This window comes from Halopseudomonas formosensis (assembly GCF_900115905.1).
GTDB classification, from domain to species: domain Bacteria; phylum Pseudomonadota; class Gammaproteobacteria; order Pseudomonadales; family Pseudomonadaceae; genus Halopseudomonas; species Halopseudomonas formosensis.
In genome coordinates, this window is the sequence record NZ_FOYD01000001.1 from 139,976 (window position 1) to 160,668 (window position 20,693).

Consider the following 20,693-nt stretch of genomic DNA (forward strand, 5'->3'; position numbering starts at 1 on the left):
CCGAATCCCGAGGCCGATACCGACATGCATATACTGCGTGGAGCCCCAGTCCTTTCCGATTTCCGGCGCAACAAGCTGCTGGCACGTCTGCAACAGCAGGTTCCCGGCGTGAGAGCTGTGTACGCTGAATTCATGCATTTTGCCGACCTGACCGGTGAGCTGACCGAGCAGGATCAGGCGGTGCTGGACCGGCTGCTCAAGTATGGCCCCTCGGTAGCGGTGGAAGAGCCCAATGGCAGTCTGGTGCTGGTAGTGCCGCGCTTCGGCACCATCTCGCCCTGGTCGAGCAAGGCCACGGACATCGCCCACAACTGCGGCCTGCGCATGATCGACCGCCTTGAGCGGGGTATCGCCTATTACGTTACCGGCGAGCTGAGCAGCGACGACTTGCAGCAGGTCAGGGCGCTGCTGCACGACCGCATGACCGAGCAGGCACTGGACAGCGTCGAGGCCGCCGCACAACTGTTCCACCACACCGAGCCCAAGCCCTTCAACCGGGTGGACATCCTCGGTGGCGGCAAGGCCGCGCTGGAGCAGGCCAACGTCGAACTGGGCCTGGCCCTGGCCGATGACGAGATCGACTACCTGGTGGAAAGCTTCCAGGGACTGGGCCGCAACCCCAGCGACGTCGAACTGATGATGTTCGCCCAGGCCAACTCCGAACACTGCCGGCACAAGATCTTCAACGCCAGCTGGGACATCGACGGCGAGGCTCAGGAGAAGAGCCTGTTCGGCATGATCAAGAACACCTACCAGATGCACAGCGAAGGTGTGCTGTCCGCGTACAAGGACAACGCCGCGGTCATCGAGGGCTTTGTTGCCGGTCGCTTCTTCCCCGAGCCGGGCACCGGTGAATACCGTGCCCATCAGGAGCCGGTTCACATCCTGATGAAGGTCGAGACCCACAACCACCCGACCGCCATCTCCCCGTTCTCCGGTGCCTCCACCGGCTCCGGCGGCGAGATCCGCGACGAGGGTGCGACCGGTCGTGGCGGCAAGCCCAAGGCCGGTCTGACCGGCTTTACCGTATCCAACCTGCGCATCCCCGGCTTCGAGCAGCCCTGGGAAGAGGACAACGGCAAGCCGGGTCGTATCGTTACCCCGCTGCAGATCATGATCGACGGCCCGCTGGGCGGTGCCGCATTCAACAACGAGTTCGGCCGTCCCAACCTGACCGGCTACTTCCGTACCTTCGAGCAGACCGTGCAATCGCCCCGCGGCCCGGAAATCCGTGGCTACCACAAGCCGATCATGATCGCCGGTGGCATGGGCAACATCCGCGCCGAGCACGTCGAGAAGGCCGAAATCCCGGTGGGTGCCAAGCTGATCGTACTCGGCGGCCCGGCCATGCTGATCGGTCTGGGCGGTGGTGCCGCCTCCTCCATGGCCACCGGCAGCAGCGCCGAGGACCTGGACTTTGCCTCCGTACAGCGGGAAAACCCGGAAATGGAGCGCCGCTGTCAGGAGGTCATCGACCGCTGCTGGCAGCTGGGCGAGAAGAACCCCATCGCCTTCATCCACGACGTGGGTGCCGGCGGCCTGTCCAACGCCTTCCCCGAGCTGGTGAATGACGGCGGCCGTGGCGGTATCTTCGAGCTGCGCAATATTCCCAATGACGAGCCGGGCATGAGCCCGTTGGAAATCTGGTCCAACGAATCCCAGGAACGCTACGTACTGGCTGTGCCGAACGCCGACTTCGAGCGCTTCCAGGCCATCTGCGAGCGCGAGCGTTGCCCCTTTGCCGTGGTCGGCGAAGCGACCGAAGAGCAGATGCTGGTTCTCAATGACAGCCACTTCGACAACCAGCCGGTGGACATGCCCCTGTCGGTCCTGCTCGGCAAGCCGCCGCGCATGCACCGCAGCGTGACCCGCGAAGCGGAGCAGGGCGATGACTTCACCGGGGACGTTGCCCTGGAAGAAGCCGCACTGCGTGTGCTGCGCCTGCCGGCCGTGGCCAGCAAGAACTTCCTGATCACCATCGGTGACCGCAGCATTACCGGTCTGGTAGCCCGCGACCAGCTGGTCGGCCCCTGGCAGGTGCCGGTTGCCGACTGCGCCGTTACTGCCAGCAGCTTCGACGTCTACACCGGCGAAGCCATGGCCATGGGCGAGCGCACCCCGCTGGCCCTGCTCGACGCCCCGGCTTCCGGCCGCATGGCCGTCGCCGAGACGGTAACCAACCTGGCTGCCGCGCGCATCGACAAGCTGTCCGACATTCGCCTGTCCGCCAACTGGATGGCCGCAGCCGGCCACCCCGGTGAAGACGCCCGTCTGTACGACACCGTCAAGGCCGTGGGCATGGAGCTGTGCCCCGAGCTGGGCATCACCATCCCGGTCGGTAAGGACTCCATGTCCATGCAGACCCGCTGGAACGACAACGGTCAGGACAAGAGCGTTACCTCGCCGCTGTCGCTGATCGTCACCGGTTTTGCTCCGGTACAGGACGTGCGCCGCACCCTGACCCCGCAACTGCGTCTGGACAAGGGCGACACCGACCTGATCCTGATCGATCTGGGCCGTGGCCAGAACCGCCTGGGCGGCTCGGCACTCGCGCAGGTATATAACCGCATCGGCCAGCAGGCCCCCGACCTGGACGACGCCGAAGACCTCAAGGCCTTCTTCGCCGTGATCCAGGGTCTGAACCAGGACGACCTGCTGCTGGCCTACCACGACCGCTCCGACGGTGGCCTGCTGGCCACCCTGGCGGAAATGGCCTTTGCCGGTCACTGTGGTCTGGACATCAATCTGGACGTACTGGCCGACGCCGCCGACGAGCTGGCACCGGTGCTGTTCAACGAAGAGCTGGGCGCCGTTATCCAGGTGCGTCAGAGCGACACCGAGGCCGTGCTGGCGCAACTGAGCAGCGCCGGTCTGGGTGACTGCAGCGCGGTCATCGGCCAGCCCCGCGCCGAGCAGGTGCTGAGCTTCAACTTCAATGGCGAGCAGGTACTCGGCGGCACCCGCGCCGCCTGGCAGCAGGCCTGGAGCGAGACCAGCTGGCAGATCCAGCGTCTGCGCGACAACGCCGAATGCGCCGACCAGGAATTCGAACGCCTGGCCGACGACAACAACCCCGGCCTGCGCGCCATGCTCAGCTACGACCCCAACGAGGACGTAGCCGCGCCCTTCATCAACACCGGCATGCGCCCGGCGGTAGCGATCCTGCGCGAGCAGGGCGTCAACGGTCAGGTGGAAATGGCCGCAGCCTTCACCCGCGCCGGCTTCACCGCCATCGACGTGCACATGAGCGACATCCTCAGTGGCCGCGTCGATCTGGCCGACTTCCGTGGTCTGGTCGCCTGTGGCGGCTTCTCCTACGGTGACGTGCTGGGCGCCGGCGAAGGCTGGGCCAAGTCGATCCTGTTCAACGAACAGGCCCGCCAGGCCTTCAGCGACTTCTTTGCCCGCCCCGACACCTTCACCCTGGGCGTGTGCAACGGCTGTCAGATGCTGTCCAACCTGCGCGAGCTGATCCCCGGCAGCGAACACTGGCCGCGCTTCGTACGCAACCGCTCCGAGCAGTTCGAAGCCCGGGTCGCCATGGTCGAGGTCCAGCCCTCGCCGTCGATCTTCCTCAGCGGCATGGTCGGCTCCCGCATGCCGATCGCCATCGCCCACGGCGAAGGCTATGCCGAGTTTGCCGACAGCACCGCCGTGGACGCCTGCGAAGCCAGCAGCAGCGTCGCCCTGCGCTTCGTCGACAACCACGGCCGCATGACCGACCGCTACCCGGCCAACCCCAACGGCTCCCCCCGCGGCATCACCGGCCTGACCACCCGCGACGGCCGCGTCACCATCATGATGCCGCACCCGGAACGCGTCTTCCGCGCAGTCCAGAACTCCTGGTACCCGGACGACTGGAGCGAAGACGGCGCCTGGATGCGCATGTTCCGCAACGCACGGGTCTGGGTAGGCTAACCGCCCATCCACCCAACAAAAATCCCGGCCAAGCGCCGGGATTTTTGTATGCGCACTTTGCCAGCATGCACATTTCTGCACCCTCTCCCCTTGCGGGGCGAAAGCGGAATAAGCGAAGCACTGCTTCGCCGCTTGAGCGCCCTGAGCTCTGCGAAGGGCCGGGGCGCGGAGCGGGGCTGGGGAGAGGGGGGAAAGCCTCCTCACACACCCAACTCCCAGAACAACTACAATTCCCCAACACCCACAACCAAAAACCACCCCATGAAAACAACAACCCTAACCGCCATCATCCTCCTAACCACCGCCTGCACCACCCAAACCACCCACATCTACAAACCCGACGGCAACAAACAATGCGAACCCGCCACCTCCACCCTCGCCAACAGCACCACCCAACTCACCAGCGCTGGCATTGAAGTCCTCACCTCAAACTGCGCCACCCACACCGGCATGGCCGTAATGACCGTCTGCGGCGCCCCAACCCTCGGCATCCACCTGCACGAAATAAACGCCAGCGACATACAAAAAGCCAAAGACCTCGGTTACGAAGAAGCCAACAACCTGATCAACCACGAGCAAGGCACAGGCTACGAAATCACCAACTGCCCCTGATGCCATTGAAATGGCCAGATGCCGGCATTATGGTTAAAGCCACGCAGGGAATGCAGACACTCTCCTCCAAGGCACCGGACAGCCTTCAATTCCCTCCAGAATAATTACCGCATATGCCTGAATGCGCGAGGTAGGGCGGTAGCGTGCCTGAAGACCTGAAATGGTCAACCCAGTGGGCTCTGCACACCAGCAAAGCCCTGACCAAGCACATGAGTGTAAATCTGCGTAGTACGGACATCCGCATGGCCCAACAAGGTTTGTACCGTACGAATATCACTACCTCGGCGTAGCAACTCGGTGGCAAAGGTGTGCCGGAACGTATGGCATCCGACAGGCTTTTCGATGCCCGTACCGCGCACTGCCTGTTTGACGGCCCGCTGAATGGTGCTGACATGCACATGATGGCGAACGCTCCGACCATCTTCGTCAAGACAGATCCCGCTTGAAGGGAAAAGCCACTGCCAAGCCAGCGAAACAGAAGCGCGTGGATATTTACGTCGCAACGCGAAAGGGAGAGACACAGGAACCTTGTACATTTCCTCCTGAGAGCGCCATGCAGCTTCAATCTGCGCTATACGATGCTTAATAGGGATTATCAGAGGGGCTGGCAGTAAAGTGGTTCTATCCTTACAACCTTTGCCGTCTCTGACTATGATCGTCTGATTTCGGAAGTCTATATCCTTGACACGCAGACGGGACGACTCGACCACCCGCAGCCCCGCACCGTACATAAGAGAAGCCAGTAAGCGGTACGGTTGGCCCAGGTGCTCAATGATAGACATGGCCTCCTGGTGGGTGAGTACCGTCGGCAACCTCGGTGGTCGCTTGACCCTGACTACATCACCGATCGCGCCTAGAGGCTGCTCAAGGACGCGGGCATACAGAAATACAATGGCATTCAGTGCGAGATTCTGGGTCGCAGCCGCAACTTGACGGTCAGTGGCGAGCCAGCTGAGGAACGCATTCACATCGGACGTTCCCAGCTCAAGAGGGTGGCGCATGCCGTGGAAGCGGATGAAATAGCGGATCCAATACCAATAGCTTTTCTCCGTGCGGATGCTGTAGTGATTCAAGCGCATCACCGAGCGAAACTGCTCCCTCAGGCGAAGCTTAGGAGCTAGGCTGTCCATGTGTCGTCCTTTGCTGTATTTTTATACAGTAGTAATAGATGTGCAGAATGACGAAGTCAAGCGAGTACAAAAGGAATAGAAGTGGTTATGGGTAAGTTGCTGATTTTTAAGGAATTTAATATGGTAGGTAATCCCGGCTATCCGGAGTTATACCGCAGTCATTCTTATGCATTAGTGCCGCATGCGGTCTAATCACTGTTAGGCTCGCAAAAGGAAATTGAAGAATGACGAAGCTTTTTGAAAAGAGATTCTCGGAGCTGGAGTCGCAAGTCATATCAATTGAGGCAACAAAACAACGCAGGCATAGCGAGTATTCCGGAAGCTACGACCATGTCGACGATAACCTGATTCTTAACTGGCAGGTCAAAGTCAAAAATCTCCTATCAAATCTATGCGGAGAAGACTCCCAACACTTCACTGCCTTTATAGAGTCAGGCAAAGCAACCTCCTTTTCTAGCAATTACACCATACTGCAGCAAATGAAAGCTGTATTCATGGCCGCCAAAGAGGACTTCGAAGGAGGCTATCTTAATTCAGTGAGAAATTTGGTTCAGGCGGAAGTATTTGATAATGAGCTAGACCAAGCGAAGGAGCTTCTAAGTTCAGGCTATGCGGCAGCAGCTGCCGTTATTGCCGGGGTGGTTCTAGAAACAACGCTCAGAAACATGTGCAGGGATAATGGGATACCCTTAGGCAAGCTCGACAAGATGAACGCAGACCTCACAAAGCAAGGCGTATACAACAGCCTCACCCAAAAGCGGATTACCGCTTTAGCCGGTGTCCGCAATAGCGCAGCACACGGAAAAACAGAGGAGTTCAGCAAAGGCGATGTGAACTCCATGATTAATGAAATCGAGAGGTTTGTGGCATCAACATTAGCGTAAGCAAGCCTAACAAGTGCATCAAATTCGTTCCGACCCTGAAGGGCCTCCACCGGACGGCCTTGTCAGGCCGCCGTTTATGCAGGCGTTAGAGCTCATTTGGAGACGTCTGTGGCGGATGACGACCTGACAACGCCGACTGCATCAAAAGGCGACGTCGCTCATGTGATGGCGAAAGCTGGCCTCTCCTCCATCCCGGTTATCGGAGGAGCCGCTGCCGAGTTGTTCCAGCATCTCGTACAGCCACCTCTGGAAAGGCGTCGGATAGCATGGATGAACGCTGTGGGTGAGAAACTGAAGGAACTTGAGGATCGCGGGCTTGATCTGGATTCGCTCCGAGAGAACGAACGGTTTATCTCCACGGTCATGCATGCCTCTCAACTCGCCTTGAGGACACATCAGGAGGAGAAGCGAGCGGCACTCCGAAACGTAATCGTAAACGCTGCTCGAGGTCAGACGCCAGACGAAGCAGTAGAGCACATGTTCTTGGACTTCATCGATTCTTTATCAGATCTGCATATCCGGATTCTTCGCCTGTTCCAGGCTCCGAAGCCGCCGCAGACTATGAGTATGGGCGGTCTTAGCAACGTGCTGGAACACAATATGCCCGAACTGAGAGGACGTCGAGATCTCTATGATCAATTCTGGCGCGACCTCTATTCTCGGGGTTTGGTGAACACTGACGGGCTTCATACTACTATGTCCGGTAGCGGTCTCGCGCAGAAACGAACTACCGGCCTGGGTGACGCATTCTTGAAGTTCATATCCGATCCAGCGGAATGAGCTCTAACAACGCGATGCAGACGGACAAAGTCAAGCTGTCACGCCTTTTGCTGGCGCAAAAGCCGCGCCAGATTGCCTTTGCCGCTGATCGCGAGCGTTAAATCAAAGTAGCAACATGGAGGTTCCTTGTGAAAACAATAGGTCTCATTGGTGGAATGAGCTGGGAATCAACTCAGACTTATTACCGACTGATCAACCAGAGAGTAAGAGAAGAACTCGGCGGGCTCCATTCAGCAAAGCTCGTTCTGTATAGTGTAGATTTTGCCGAAATTGAGACGTTGCAGCATCAAGGGGATTGGCGTGCAACAGGTGAAATATTGGGGGCAGTCGGCCAATCAGTTGAGTCGGCAGGTGCAGAATTTCTGGTTCTTTGTACCAACACGATGCATAAAGTCGCTTCCCAAATTGAACGCGCAGTAAGTATCCCTCTTCTTCACATCGCAGATGCTACGGCTAACGTCCTCAAAAAGGATGGCGTAACCTGTGTGGGGCTGCTTGGGACACGATTTACTATGGAGCAGGAGTTTTACCTTGGTCGTCTCCAAGACCATGGTATCCGAGTCGTTGTGCCGAATGAGACCGAACGAGAGAGTATTCATTCCGTGATTTACAATGAACTGTGCCAAGGAGTGATCAAGCCCGATTCAAAAACTGAGTATTTGGGTGTCGTAGCATCATTGGCAGAACGCGGCGCACAAGGCGTAATTTTGGGGTGCACGGAGATAGGTCTTTTGATCCAGTGCTCGGATACAGATATCAAACTGTACGATACTACAGAAATACATGCAGAGCAGGCAGTTCAGCATGCCTTGGGCAGGATTTAACAATCGGCTGCACAGCGACCGGTTTTCCGCTGCTTCGCAGCTCCAAACCGGCGCGTGAGCCGGGCGTTAAATCCCATCGGAGACCTCATGATCGAGTACATCTTAGAGAATAAAGAGTGGATTTTTAGTGGGATAGGAGTGACCTTATTGTCGTGGCTTATTTTTCGAAACACAGGTGGTTCGTCAATGAGGCAAGACGGTGGGAAAAACTCTACAAATGTCCAAGTCGGCGGAGATTTTAAAGTTAACAGCAAGGAAAGCAGTGATGATCGGAAGTAGGAAAACACAGAAGGGCGGGGATCACTCAGTAAATGTTCAAGCTGAGCAAGTGACGGTTAATACAGGATTATCAATTGCCCATGTCAAAGAAATTGCATTAGAGGTCTTTGAAGGAAACTTTTACAAGCTGGCAGGAGTTGCAAAGGAAACAGCGGATGAAAGAGCCAGACAAATAACCGACCAGTTTCTGCAGGAATTAGCTGAAAAAAATCCTGAAGGTCTAAAAGCGTCTGAAGATCCAGATTTTCAGCACTCTTTATTTCAGACACAAAAAGAATATGCTCGCTGCGGAGATAAAGAACTTGGCGACATATTGGTAGACATTCTGGTGGATCGATCTAAGGAAGAGCAAAGGAGCCTCCTTCAGATAGTGTTGAATGAATCACTTACTATTGCGCCAAAGTTAAATTCAATTCAACTAGATATCTTGGCCTGTTGTTTCAATATTGCATACACAAAAAGATTGGATATCGTAAATTCTAAAACGTTTGAGGATTATCTAAATAATGCGGTACTCGTATTCGCGGATGCGGTTGGAGAAAAAGACTCGAATTATAAACACATGGAATATGTTGGCTGCGCATCAATAAGGGCGGGGTCACGAGATATCCTAAAAACCCTGATGAAGCAGTACAAAGCCATATTCTGCAAAGGCTTCGATCGCGAAGCGCTCGGAGAGCTTGTTAAGGAATGTCCCAGTATTAGATCTGTGGTTATTCCTAATTTGCATAACGTAAACCTTTTTCAAGCTGGGGGCATGGATGATGAAGTAATCAAAAACATATGCGCCAAGAATAGCATCCCTGAAGAAGCCATGAATAAGCTTATTCAATTAAACAATAAAAATATGATGAGCCAACAGGAAGCGACTGAATACTTACAGTCAAAATGCCCAAAATTTGAAAAATTTATGGCCGATGTTAAAAATTCAAGCTTTAAGAATCTTGAGCTGACTAGCGTCGGTATAGCAATTGCTCATGCCCACTCTCGAAAGAAAGTTGGATTTGATGCTGATTTGTCAATCTGGATTTAACAAGGTGCTGCTGCCGGACAAATTTTCCGCGTCGCTCCAAATTTGCCGCAGAGCACGGCGTTATGCGACACGGAGAGGCATCGCTGCATGAAGCACCAAAGCTGCTTTGTCATTGCCGCCGGTTGAACTGCCTAACGGAAGACCTGCGAATCATCAAAATGCGGACAGCTTCGATAAGTGCGATAGGACGTCGACATGAACTCTCAAAAAGTTAGTGCGGGTAAGGTCGCTTCCAAGCCCGTGGAACAAACGCCCAGCCCTCGCGAACTTATGCGGGCCCGGCATCCGGACCTGTTTTCAGACTCGGTCGTCGAATCGCGTCCGGTATTGGCGCGCCCGGTTTTCGAGCACCATCTTGAAACTCTGACCGCGCGCAAGGAGGAGTATCAGTTCGAGCATTTTTGCCGGCTGATTGCTGAAAAGGAAATCTGCCCAAATTTACGAATCCAGACCGGCCCTACCGGCGGCGGCGACAGCAAGGTCGACTCAGAGAACTATCCGGTCGCGAAAGAAATCTCGGAACGCTGGTGGGTCGGGGAGTCGGCGGGCGGATCGGAGCGCTGGGCGTTCGCATTCAGTGCCAAGAAGAAGTGGAAGCCCAAGCTTCAGGCTGACGTGGAAAGCGTGCTTTCAACGAATCGCGACTACAAGCGGATCTACTTCTTCACCAATCAATTGGTAAGCGACAAAGTACGGGCCAGCACTGAAGATGCGCTGACTAAGACCGCCGGCATTCCGATTCACATCGTGGACAGGAACTGGCTCGCCGACCGCGTCTACAGGCACGGTCATCTGGGGCTCGCCATATCGGCGCTTCAAATTGAAGGCGCATCCGATCAGGGCAGCCTGCGGCTCGGGCCCGAAGACACCAGACGCAGCGCGGAACTGAAGGAACTTGATGCGCAGATCTCCGACCCGGGCCGTTACGAGGGGGCACGTTACCAACTCGTTGAAGACTGCGTCCGCGCAGCCAATCTCGCGCGCGCGCTGGACAGGCCGCGCGTCGAGATCGAAGGTCGTCTCGCGATGGCCGACCGCATTGCGCGTGAGCTGGGGATTCCAAGTCAACTGTTGCGAGTTGCCTATCAGCGCGCCTGGACGGCCCACTGGTGGTTCGAGGACTTCAACGAATTCCTGACCCACTACGACGAAGTCGAGCGCCATGCGACCGGCTCCGCTGACGCCGATGACCAGGAGCGGCTGCTTACCCTGAACCAGTTGCTGATCACCCTTGAGCGCCGAAACCTGGTGCCAGCGGATCGAAGTCGCGCCACGGAACGACGGCAGGCGCTAGTCGCCCACCTGCAGACGTTGGAAGCCGATGAGGCGCGGCCGAACAACGCATTATTCGCGCGCATGCTGAGGACGTTCGTCAACCTGACCGACGCGATGTTCGCAGAGAACCCCCAGCTTCTTTTGGCGGTCTGGGCTGATTTGAAGGAGATCGCCGAGGCTTCTAAGTACCTAGGCCAGTTCCCTTTTGACTCGCTCTCCCGGATGGTTCACGAGATGAGTGAGCTCTTCGACACCCCGGAGTTCGACAGCCTGTATGAACTCGTCGTGGATGTGGAACGACAGCGCGTGAGCGACGGTGAGGCTGGCGAATCCTTCAGGTCGCGTGGGCGGCAGAAGTTAAGGAATGAAAAGCCCTATGAAGCCATTCGGTGGCTGGGGCGCGCCGAAGAACTGTTCGTCAAGGAAGAATTTCGACGCCAGCTGGTTCTCACGCTGCTGGACAGCAGCTACGCGTACGAGAGCGCTGGCTTACTATGGGCCGCGCGCAATAAGCTCATCGTGGCGATCGAGTGCGCCTTCCGCATATTCCAGATCGAAGGGGAAATGCCCCGCATCGCGCATCATTGCTTTCGGCGCCTGACCTGGATCGAAATGCAATTGGGGCGGATCCCGCAGATACTTCAAGCGATCGTCTGGACCCGGTTCTGTGAGGGGCTACTGACGTCGACCGGGCGTGGGGAGTCCCAATCGGAGCAAGAGACGATGCTGCTGCAGGCCGTGCTCGGCATCCATTTCCTGAATGTCCCCTTCTCACGGATCTCGGCGCTCGAGCCACTGCCGGATGCCCTTGCGCGGCTCGGTCTCGAAATGCCGCGACTCGCCGTCCTGTACGCGCTGGGGCATGAAAAACGCGTCAACGAGGAGTGCTTCGCGGACGCGCCCAAGAATCCAAAGGACATGCTCGATTTCTTTGAGCGTTGGCAGGATCAGCCCGCCAGTGAAGACCTTCCGAGCGAGCCCTCGCTAAGCGAGGGGGCGCATGCGATGGTCCGCTCGATCATCCTGGGAGCCGAATTCGTTGTCGACTGCCCAAACGATGCTGTCTCGATCAGCGTGGCCGAATCCTTACTTGGTGCCATGGAAGCGTTCATGGCCACCAGTGACGAAAATGATGTTTTCCCTCACGCCGAAAAGACGGTAATCCGCGTGCGCAAAGTGAAAGAGCACGCCATTGGGCCCTCTTTCGTGTGGTTGGACAACGTCGCAGGTGTCCATGCAGAAATAGTCACAGGCGAGAGCGTCGACTTCCAAAACAAGGAAGCGCTGACAAAATTCTCCGATTTTTTGTGCGAAACCACGCTGACCGTTGTGGCGCATCGGTTCATCATCCGTGACACCGAAGCTTGGATGAAAAAAATCGCCGAAGAGGAACGAGGGCTGGCACGGGCTGCGATGCTAGGCAACGTTGTCGCCATCGGACGCAACCTGTTTGGCGGCGACGCCAAGGTCCGGCTGTCCGATTGGGTAGACGAAAACGACAAGCACTACGACTGCCTGCGCGACCAGCATTGGCGCCCGAACCGCTCCGTGTCCAAGCCTGATGTTTCCAAGGAGCCGATTAAGTTGGGAAGCGGTCCTCCGCCAGAGGAATTGATGGACACTTCCCAGCGCAAGCACACGCAGCGCAAGGTGTTCTCTCCCATTGACATCCCTGCCTGGGATAAAGCCGGTTGGGGTGGGACGTGCTACGGGTGGGATGGCCGGCAGCCACCGTTCATGGCGCTGATGTTCAAGAACCTCGAAGCGGGCAAGAAGATCTTTACTGACTGGCATGCTCGATGGGGCCGAGAGGACGTCGAAGATGCTTTGCGCATCACGATCGTCACGGGCATTTCCAAGAGCAACCCCCACCACTACGGTGTGATCGTTGGGCCCAATATTGATCAGGTCACAGCGGACATGAGAAACGGGGATACATTCAACATGGTATCGCGCATCAATCGGATGACGCCAGCAACGCCGAATAACCTGACGTATTTCTTAAAGGCGTTCAGCACCTTCGATGCCTTCTTTCTGATGCCCGCGCAACTGCCTAGCGGCAGTCAAAGGGCGCCAGAGGTCGAATTCAAGCTCGCGCTCCTTAAACGCCACCTGCACATCCGTCCAGCCTGGCAGATCGGCGAGAACGATCACGACATCGTCGCTCTGGACGACGACGAAGATCCCTTCATCCCGGACGACGTGGTGGACGCCCCTGTGATCAAGGCCATTGCTTCACGGCGCGCTCGAAAAAACGGACGCATGCGTTGATCGTTTGCTTTCAGTCGCTGATCCTGACAACGCCTCTGTATGCAGGAGAAAAGTGGATAACCGGCCGCTGTTTCAGTCTAAATGCCCCATAACAACCGGTTGCAGCGGACGGTCCGTTACGCGGCCCGCCGCTGAACCGGAGCGTTATGCGCAAGGAGAAATATGAGAGTAACTACCAATATCGGTAAAATAGATCTTATTAGGTTTAATTTGGCTGTAATTCCAAGGTTAAGATCAACGTATGTAACTATTTTAGTTGTTGCTATATTCGTTTTCGGGTTTGTCTGCTGGAAAAATGGATTCCCCCAAACACAGAATAGCTGGATAGCTATTTTTGCGGGTTCATTGGCAGGCGGTCTTTTCGGTATGCTGTTTGGCGTGGTCTTCTCAATACTTTCAATTTTGCTTATGTCGTCTTCGACAAGGACTACGAGCTAGTCGAAATGTGGGAGGCGAATCGCCCAGGCGTCGAGGCTGCCCTGGTACATCCGGGCTCGAAGGCGCGGAATGAGCGTGGTGCACTATCCATCAACAAATTCAAACAGATAGGCGAAAGCTGTGGCCCCTGCAAATGGCTTAACAAACGCATGTACAGGCACTGGTTTTCCGCTATTGGACGCCTTGGTCGGGCGCCGATTATTATTGGCGTTAGCTATACGAAACCTCAGCCTCGGGAAGTGCTGAAAATTCCCATCAAGGAGAAATTATGCAAGAGATAATCAAAAAAACTTTTGGCGGTCTTTCCGCTCAATATTATATCCGCCAATTATTCTTTGGTTCCCTGTTTGCCGCCTTGGTAATTTATATGGCTATCAACGGTGGAAAACCTATTAAATTCAGCATGGTCGCGCTACTTGCAGTCAACACACTCCTTTACCCTTATTCGCGATTCGTCTATGAGAGTGTTGTCCGCTTTATCATCGGGGATAACGTATTCTTTGTGAATGCCATATTCATGATTGTCATTAAAATATTCACAATGTTGCTTTGCTGGGGTTTTGCAATATTCATTGCTCCTATTGGTCTAGCCTATCTTTACTACCATCACAGCAAGACCGCCAGCTGACAACTGGCTAGAATCGTTTGTACACGCTGGTCGACCAATTGAGAGAGCAAGCCCCTGTTGGCATGATATGCGCAGCCTTTGATATCACCCGTTATGGGTATGTTGAACGACCAAGGCGTCAATATTGGCCGTTTCAAAGTACGTCCTTTGATGGGGGAGTTTGGCCTGATCAGTAAGCAGTCGGGTTCCCGTAAGTACAAGCAGGCCACTGTGGAGCGGCTGGCTGGCCAGGGAAAAGGGCGCGCCTGCGCACCGGGCGAGCGGTTGGCTTTGGTTGTCTGTCCGCTGTGAGCCCCTGCCATAGTGCCTGATTGCCAGCGGGCTTTTGTAACTGGCGACAGGGAGTCGGGCGGTCGATAATCCTCAGCTGTGCTCGTCCGAAGACCTTTCAACTCCCGTGCAGGAGCGTCCCCATGTCCCGCCATGCTTTCTCCCAGGTAAACGTATTTTCCGCTGATCCGCTTGGCGGTAATCCGCTGGCGGTGGTGCATGAGGCCGATGGCCTGACGGATGAGCAGATGGCGGCCCTGGCGCGCTGGACCAATCTATCGGAGACGGTGTTCCTGCTCAGGCCGACGGAGCCGGGGGCAGACTATTGGGTGCGCATCTTCACCCCCGGTGGGGAGCTGCCGTTCGCCGGGCATCCTACTCTGGGCTCATGCCATGCCTGGTTGCGTGCCGGCGGGCGGCCGCGGCAGGCTGGCCGCGTGGTGCAGCAGTGCGCCGTGGGGCTGGTCACCATCCGCCAGGCCGGTCAGCGATACGAGTTTGCTGCGCCACCGCTGCGTCGCACGGGGCCGCTGGAGCCGGACGATCTGGACCGGATCACCGCTGCCCTGGGCATAGCGCCGGAGGAGGTACTGCATCACCAGTGGGTGGACAATGGCCCGGGCTGGTGTGCGCTGATGCTGCCGTCCGCTGAGCGTGTACTGGCGCTGAAGCCCGACTGGCCGGCGCTGGTTCCCTATTTTGTCGGCGTGGTCGGTGCCAGTCCCGAGGGCAGTGATACGGCTGTGGAGGTGCGGGCGTTCATGGGCAGTGAGGGCGCCGAGGACCCGGTGACCGGGAGCCTGAATGCCAGCCTGGCACAGTGGATGATAGGCGCGGGGCTGGTCGAGTCGCCCTATGTCGCCTCCCAGGGGACAGCCATGCAACGCGCCGGGCGCATCCATCTGCATCAGGACGGGGAGGGCATCTGGGTTGGTGGCGAGGTGGTGGATGTGATCGACGGGATGATCCAGCTCTGAATACGCCGGTAGTGATCTTTACCGTGGCTGAAAGCCCGTGCCTGAGGTACAAAGAAACACTTTCCGTATTGGCGAGCCGTGGGAGAGTGTCGATCTGCTGTGGATCAGGCCATCAAGATGACAACAACAAGGAGTGGACATGGATGCACATTTGATTCTCTGGCCGGTTTTCGCCCAGATCCTGCTGACGCTGCTGATGTATCTGGTGCTGGCCGCGCGCAAGGCCAAGGCGATCAGGGACAAGGCGGTTGACCGGCAGCAGGTGGCGCTGGACAACAGGTTGTGGCCGGAGGATACCGTCAAGGTATCCAACAACATCGCCAACCAGTTCGAGGCGCCGGTGCTGTTCTATGCCCTGTGTCTGGCATTTCTGGGGCTCAATGCGGTGTCCGCCGTGGCGCTGTTTCTGGCGAGCCTGTTCGTGCTCAGCCGGTATTTCCACGCCTGGGTCCATACGCACTCCAACCATGTGCCGACACGGCTGCGTCTGTTTCTGGTGGGCTACCTGATCCTGCTGGTGATGCTCGGTGTGCTGGGCTGGGAGCTGGCGATACGCTGAGGCCTGTTCCCTTCTCGCAGCAGGCAGTAAGAAGCCCCCGTCAGCGTTGGCTGGCGGGGGCTTCTTATCGACTGGGGTCAGCGGGCCAGTTCGGCCTCGATGGCTTCCAGCAGGCGGGGATCGTCGGCGGTTACATCCGGAGAGAACCGGGCGACGACCTCTCCCTGGCGGTTGACCAGAAACTTCTCGAAATTCCACAGCACCTCCTTCGGGTCAGCGGGCTGGATACCGAAGCCCTTGAGGCGCTCGCGGAAGGGGCCTTCGCCGATGGCCTGCGGCTGGGCGGCGGTCAGTTCTGCATACAGTGGATGCTGGTCGTCACCCAGGACCGAGATCTTCGAGTACAGCGGAAACTGCACGTTGTACTCGGTGGAGCAGAAACTCTGGATCTCCTCGTCACTGCCCGGCTCCTGACCCTTGAAGTTGTTGGCGGGAAAGCCCAGCACTTCCAGGCCCTGATCCCGCTTGCTTTCGTACAGGGCTTCCAGTCCGGTGTACTGGGGTGTCAGCCCGCATTTGGAGGCGACGTTGACGATCAGGAGCACCTTGCCCCTGTGGTTGGCCAGACTGTCCGGGGTGCCATCAATGCGCGTCAGCGGGATCTCTTGTAGCTTGCTCACGGTATGCCCTTAAGGTGGTGGGGTGGAGCTGGCACGTTAGCAGATGCAGGCGGCTCAGCAACAGCAGGAACAATGAGCGAGGAAAACGGTGCGCACGGTCGGTGTCATGTTTACACATCACAGCGGCTGATATCACCCGAATGGGTGGCGCTATCACCTTGGCATCGGGCGCTCGCCGTACCTACTATCTTCCTGTTGCGCATGACAAAAATAATATGGCGTCAGGAGAATAATAATGTCCGGAGTGAAGAGAGCGGTTTCCCTCGGTACGGTTATCAGTGCCCTCATTCTCAGTGGTTGTCTGAGCGGTGGAGGAGGCGGAGGCAGCAGCAAGCCCGCTCCTGCGCCATCCGAGCCTTTGACCGAGCAGCAGAAGCGCATTCAGGATGGGTTCTTTGTAATAGACGAGAGCCGGCTGCCATTTGATGCCCTGGGTGATGCCTATGCCGGTTCCAGCCGCTGGCACGGCGTGCTGAATGGGGCCGGTTACCGCGTCGAGGTCCCCGAGAACTGGAACGGCATGCTGGTCATGTACGCCCATGGCTATCGCGGTGAGGTCCCAGATCTGACCGTGGACAATCCGCCGATGCGCCAGTATCTGCTGGATAACGGCTATGCATGGGCCGCCTCATCCTACAGCTCCAACTTCTACGATGTACGCACCGGCGTCGAGGATACCAACGCCCTTGCCCTGGCGTTCAATGACATTGCCGAGCAAAACGGCCGTTCTCTGCCCGAGCCCGACAAGATCTACATCACCGGTGTCTCCATGGGTGGCCACATTGCCGGCGCCGCCATCGAGCGGGAGACCCAGCAGACCGCCAACCACTTTGTGCCCTATGCTGGCGCAGCTCCCATGTGCGGCGTGATGGGTGATACCGAACTGTTCAACTACTTCGGTGCCTACAGCCTGGCACTGTTCGAGTTCGCCGGTGTGGGCGCCGATGCATTCCCGATCCCGGCGGATGAAGTGCCCGGCAAGCTGGAGGCGGCCCGCGAGGCGCTGTGGGTCGATTACGATGCCAACCCCAACGCGAACGGCCTGACTGCTGCTGGCGCTCCCTTCTATGCCACGCTGCAGAACCTGTCCGGTGGCCCGCGGCCGATCTACCCGCTGTCCTTCGGTGGCTTCCAGGGGCTGCTCCAGAGCCTGGCCGGCGACAATGGCACCATCAAGGGCATTCTGAACGAGCCGGTGATCGATACCACGGGTATCACCTACCGCTTCCAGACCCTGCCCGGCGAGCCCCTGTCCTCTGCTGAACAGGGTTTCAACAACACCATTGTCCAGGCCGTGCCGGCCGCGGACGCCAACGCTCTTCGTGATGACGGTCTGCGGCTGATTCCCAAGGTCAACGGGGATCTGTATGCCGACATTCCGGTGGTCACCGTGCATACCCTCGGCGACCTGTTCGTACCGATCAAGATGCAGCAGATCTATCGTCAGCGGATGGAAGAGAACGGCTGGGGCGACAACCTGGTGCAACGGGCGGTACGCGCTCCCGGTCACTGTGACTTCTCCATTGCCGAGTTCAACTCGACCCTGGATGCCATGCTGACCTGGGAACAGGACGGCGTGAAGCCGGCGGGCGATGATCTGCTGGATGCCGAGCTGATGGCCGATCCCGCTTTCGGTTGCACCTTCACCCAGGACGGCTTCCCGCAGGAGGGCGTCCGCGCCTTCATGCCGGCTTGTCCTGAGGTCTGATCATAGCAGTCCTCCTTTGCGGTGCGCCCTTGCGGCGCACCGGTTTTTTCTGCCCTGCTGTTTCCGCCGCTTTTCTCCCTTCAGAACGGCCAATCCGGATCCGTTAACAGATATTTCCGCTTTCTGCTACGAATGCCTTTTGTTTGCGAATGAGAGTGTATATCATTTGCGCCTGTCTGCCGGGGCCTGCTTCCGGCGCATCCTGCGGTATCACACTAACAACCAGATCAATGCTGGATAGGCTTATCGGGAGAGTTGCATGGCACGGCGTATGCGTCAGTTCGATTCATGTTCACAACCTGTTTTCAACCCCACCCTGCTTGCGGTCACACTCGCCACTCTGGCGGGCGCGGCGCACGCGGAAGAGGCATTGGATCTGGGGAAGGTGGTGGTATCCGCAGCAGGATTCGAGCAGAACATCGCTGAAGCGCCGGCCAGCATTTCGGTGATCTCCCGGGAGGAACTGGAAAAGCAGTCCTACACCAGCGTGATCGACGCAGTGAAGAACATCCCGGGCGTCTTTGTTACCGGCGGCGGCAACAACCGCGACATCAGTATTCGCGGCATGACCAGCGACTACACTCTGGTGCTGGTGGATGGACGTCCGATTTCCGCGGGCCGTCAGGTGCAGACCAATGGAACCAGCGGCGGCAAGCAGGAGATCGGCCTGCCTCCCCTGGCGATGATCGAGCGCATCGAGGTGATCCGTGGGCCTATGTCCTCCCTGTACGGTTCTGATGCCATGGGCGGGGTGATCAACATCATCACCCGTCGCGGCTCGGACGAGTGGCACGGCTCCCTGCGGACCGAGTACACCCATTCCCTGAATGACGTCAGCGAGGATGGTCATCACAGCGAACTCTTCGTCGGTGGCGCCCTGATTCCCGGCCTGCTGGGCCTGCAACTCAACGGTGCCTATACCGGCATCGATGAGAGCGAATTCCTCGGCGGCGAGTCCTTCAACGCCGGTGCCAGTCGGCCGGAGACCCGGCGCAAGAACGGCGGGGCCGAGCTCTATCTGACCCCCACCGACAATGACCGTATCTCCCTGAGTTATCGCAATTCCACACAGAAGGCGACCCACACCCAGGGCGTCAGCACTGAGGGCGTGACAACCAGTAGTCGCTTCGACAAGGAAATCTGGACCCTGGCCCATGACGGCCGCTATGGCGCGCTGATGCTCAACAGCTACCTGCAGCATGACGAGTCAGAACGGGTGCAGGAGCTGACCATGAAGGAGACGGTCGACACCCTGAACACCATGGGTACCTATTTCTGGGGCCCCCACGCCGTCACCTTCGGCGGTCAATACAAGCAGGAAGAGTTCGTCAACGGCCAGAACGTGCTGTTCAATGACGGCATTCCAGGCGGTGTGAAGAAAGCCGATCGCTGGATCGGCGCGGTGTTTACCGAAATCGACTGGGCATTGACCGATGACCTGTCAGTGACCACCGGCCTGCGCTACAACGACGACGAGTTCTTCGGTGGGCAGCTGTCGCCGCGGGTCTACAGTGTCTACCAGCTGACCCCCAGCCTTACCCTCAAGGGAGGCGTTTCCACCGGGTACAAACAGCCGACTCTGACTCAGGCCACCGAAGGCTTTGGTGGTCGTACGGGTGGCGGCGGTTCGCAGAACGGTACCCCGCCCGGTTCGCTGCCCCGCGCCCTGAGCCTGGGTAATGCGGATCTGGATCCGGAAACCAGCACCAACTATGAAGTCGGTTTCGCCTACAGCGACCCGGCCCAGGGGCTGGATTTCAGTCTTATGGCATTCCATACCCGGTTCGAGGACAAGATCCAGTCAGACCGCTTCTGTGAAAGCCCCGGTGTGGACCGCGACGATACCGCCAACTACCAGTGCGAATTCGGCGGCAACCGTTTCTATTTCCTGCAGACCGGCATGAACGTGGATGAGGCGCAGATGCAGGGTGTGGAAATGACCCTGGGCTACGACTTCACTTCCAGCCTGCGCCTGACCAGCAGCTACACCTACACCGAGTCCGAGCAGAAGAGCGGCGAGTTCAAGGGCGAGCCCCTGAACAAGCAGCCCAGGCACATGTTCAACGCGCTGCTGGACTGGGATGCCAACGACCGGCTGAACCTGTGGAGCCAGTTCAACTACCGCAGCCGCACCTCCGACTACCAGGGCCGCACAGCCATCGAAAGCGGTACTCCGGGTTACGGTTTCATCGATGTGGGTCTGATGTACACCCTGACCGACAACGTCAAGGTCACCGCCGGTCTGTACAACCTTGCCGACAAGGAAGTCACCGATGGCGATTACGAAGTGGTGCTTGATGGTCGCCGTCTGACCACCGGTCTGACCATCGATTTCTGATGGGGAGCATGCCCAGGGTCATCAGACCCTGCGGCAGCCTATGCCGCAGGCGCTGTGTCAGCAACCGGATGGCTGATGGTACGGGACCTGGCGCAGCCAGCGGAGGTGGAGGGCGGGCCAGGAGACCCCTCTTCACCTCCTGCCAGCCA

At 57.8% G+C, this 20,693-nt stretch carries 15 protein-coding genes; 13 read left to right on the forward strand and 2 right to left on the reverse strand.

Annotation, left to right across the window (positions count from 1 at the left end; translation table 11 throughout):
* The first annotated feature begins 24 nt into the window (after positions 1–24).
* Positions 25–3,918, forward strand: coding sequence for a phosphoribosylformylglycinamidine synthase (gene purL, locus BM046_RS00720; RefSeq protein WP_090536848.1), 3,894 nt, complete (start codon positions 25–27; stop codon positions 3,916–3,918).
* A gap of 261 nt (positions 3,919–4,179) precedes the next feature.
* Complete coding sequence (locus BM046_RS00725; RefSeq protein WP_090536004.1) at positions 4,180–4,530, forward strand: hypothetical protein; 351 nt, start codon at positions 4,180–4,182, stop codon at positions 4,528–4,530.
* Positions 4,531–4,694: 164 nt separating this feature from the next.
* On the opposite strand, the gene BM046_RS00730 is transcribed toward BM046_RS00725, so the two are convergent.
* Positions 4,695–5,660, reverse strand: a complete 966-nt coding sequence (locus BM046_RS00730) for an integron integrase (RefSeq protein WP_090536006.1) — start codon at positions 5,658–5,660, stop codon at positions 4,695–4,697.
* Positions 5,661–5,884: 224 nt separating this feature from the next.
* Here BM046_RS00730 and BM046_RS00735 point away from each other — a divergent pair, with 224 nt between their 5' ends.
* From BM046_RS00735 to BM046_RS00780, 9 genes are all read left to right on the forward strand, one after another.
* Positions 5,885–6,544 carry a DUF4145 domain-containing protein gene (locus BM046_RS00735; protein ID WP_090536008.1) on the forward strand — a complete coding sequence of 220 codons (660 nt, stop codon included), beginning with the start codon at positions 5,885–5,887 and terminating at the stop codon, positions 6,542–6,544.
* Between the two features lie 108 nt (positions 6,545–6,652).
* Positions 6,653–7,324 carry a hypothetical protein gene (locus tag BM046_RS16070; protein ID WP_143084120.1) on the forward strand — a complete coding sequence of 224 codons (672 nt, stop codon included), beginning with the start codon at positions 6,653–6,655 and terminating at the stop codon, positions 7,322–7,324.
* 128 nt (positions 7,325–7,452) lie between these two features.
* Positions 7,453–8,148, forward strand: coding sequence for an aspartate/glutamate racemase family protein (locus tag BM046_RS00750; protein WP_044497810.1), 696 nt, complete (start codon positions 7,453–7,455; stop codon positions 8,146–8,148).
* A 217-nt stretch (positions 8,149–8,365) separates the two neighbouring features.
* The gene (locus BM046_RS16075; protein WP_143084121.1) at positions 8,366–9,460 is read left to right on the forward strand and encodes an LPO_1073/Vpar_1526 family protein; all 1,095 of its coding nucleotides are present in this window, start codon (positions 8,366–8,368) and stop codon (positions 9,458–9,460) included.
* Between the two features lie 195 nt (positions 9,461–9,655).
* The gene (locus BM046_RS00760; RefSeq protein ID WP_143084122.1) at positions 9,656–13,006 is read left to right on the forward strand and encodes a hypothetical protein; all 3,351 of its coding nucleotides are present in this window, start codon (positions 9,656–9,658) and stop codon (positions 13,004–13,006) included.
* Between the two features lie 706 nt (positions 13,007–13,712).
* A complete protein-coding gene (locus BM046_RS00765; protein WP_090536018.1) occupies positions 13,713–14,072 on the forward strand; it encodes a hypothetical protein in 360 nt (119 codons plus the stop codon).
* A gap of 99 nt (positions 14,073–14,171) precedes the next feature.
* Positions 14,172–14,363 carry a hypothetical protein gene (locus BM046_RS16575; protein WP_143084123.1) on the forward strand — a complete coding sequence of 64 codons (192 nt, stop codon included), beginning with the start codon at positions 14,172–14,174 and terminating at the stop codon, positions 14,361–14,363.
* Positions 14,364–14,485: 122 nt separating this feature from the next.
* Entirely contained in the window at positions 14,486–15,319 is an 834-nt protein-coding gene (locus tag BM046_RS00775; RefSeq protein WP_090536022.1) for a PhzF family phenazine biosynthesis protein, read from the forward strand.
* Positions 15,320–15,458: 139 nt separating this feature from the next.
* Entirely contained in the window at positions 15,459–15,878 is a 420-nt protein-coding gene (locus BM046_RS00780) for an MAPEG family protein (RefSeq protein WP_090536024.1), read from the forward strand.
* Positions 15,879–15,955: 77 nt separating this feature from the next.
* Here the strand turns inward: BM046_RS00780 and BM046_RS00785 are convergent, their stop codons facing one another.
* Positions 15,956–16,498: a glutathione peroxidase gene (locus BM046_RS00785; protein WP_090536026.1), complete on the reverse strand. Its 543-nt coding sequence runs from the start codon at positions 16,496–16,498 to the stop codon at positions 15,956–15,958.
* Between the two features lie 235 nt (positions 16,499–16,733).
* Here BM046_RS00785 and BM046_RS00790 point away from each other — a divergent pair, with 235 nt between their 5' ends.
* Positions 16,734–18,206, forward strand: a complete 1,473-nt coding sequence (locus BM046_RS00790) for an alpha/beta hydrolase family protein (protein ID WP_090536028.1) — start codon at positions 16,734–16,736, stop codon at positions 18,204–18,206.
* Positions 18,207–18,465: 259 nt separating this feature from the next.
* Entirely contained in the window at positions 18,466–20,544 is a 2,079-nt protein-coding gene (locus tag BM046_RS00795; RefSeq protein WP_235818533.1) for a TonB-dependent receptor domain-containing protein, read from the forward strand.
* The last annotated feature ends 149 nt before the right edge of the window (positions 20,545–20,693 follow it).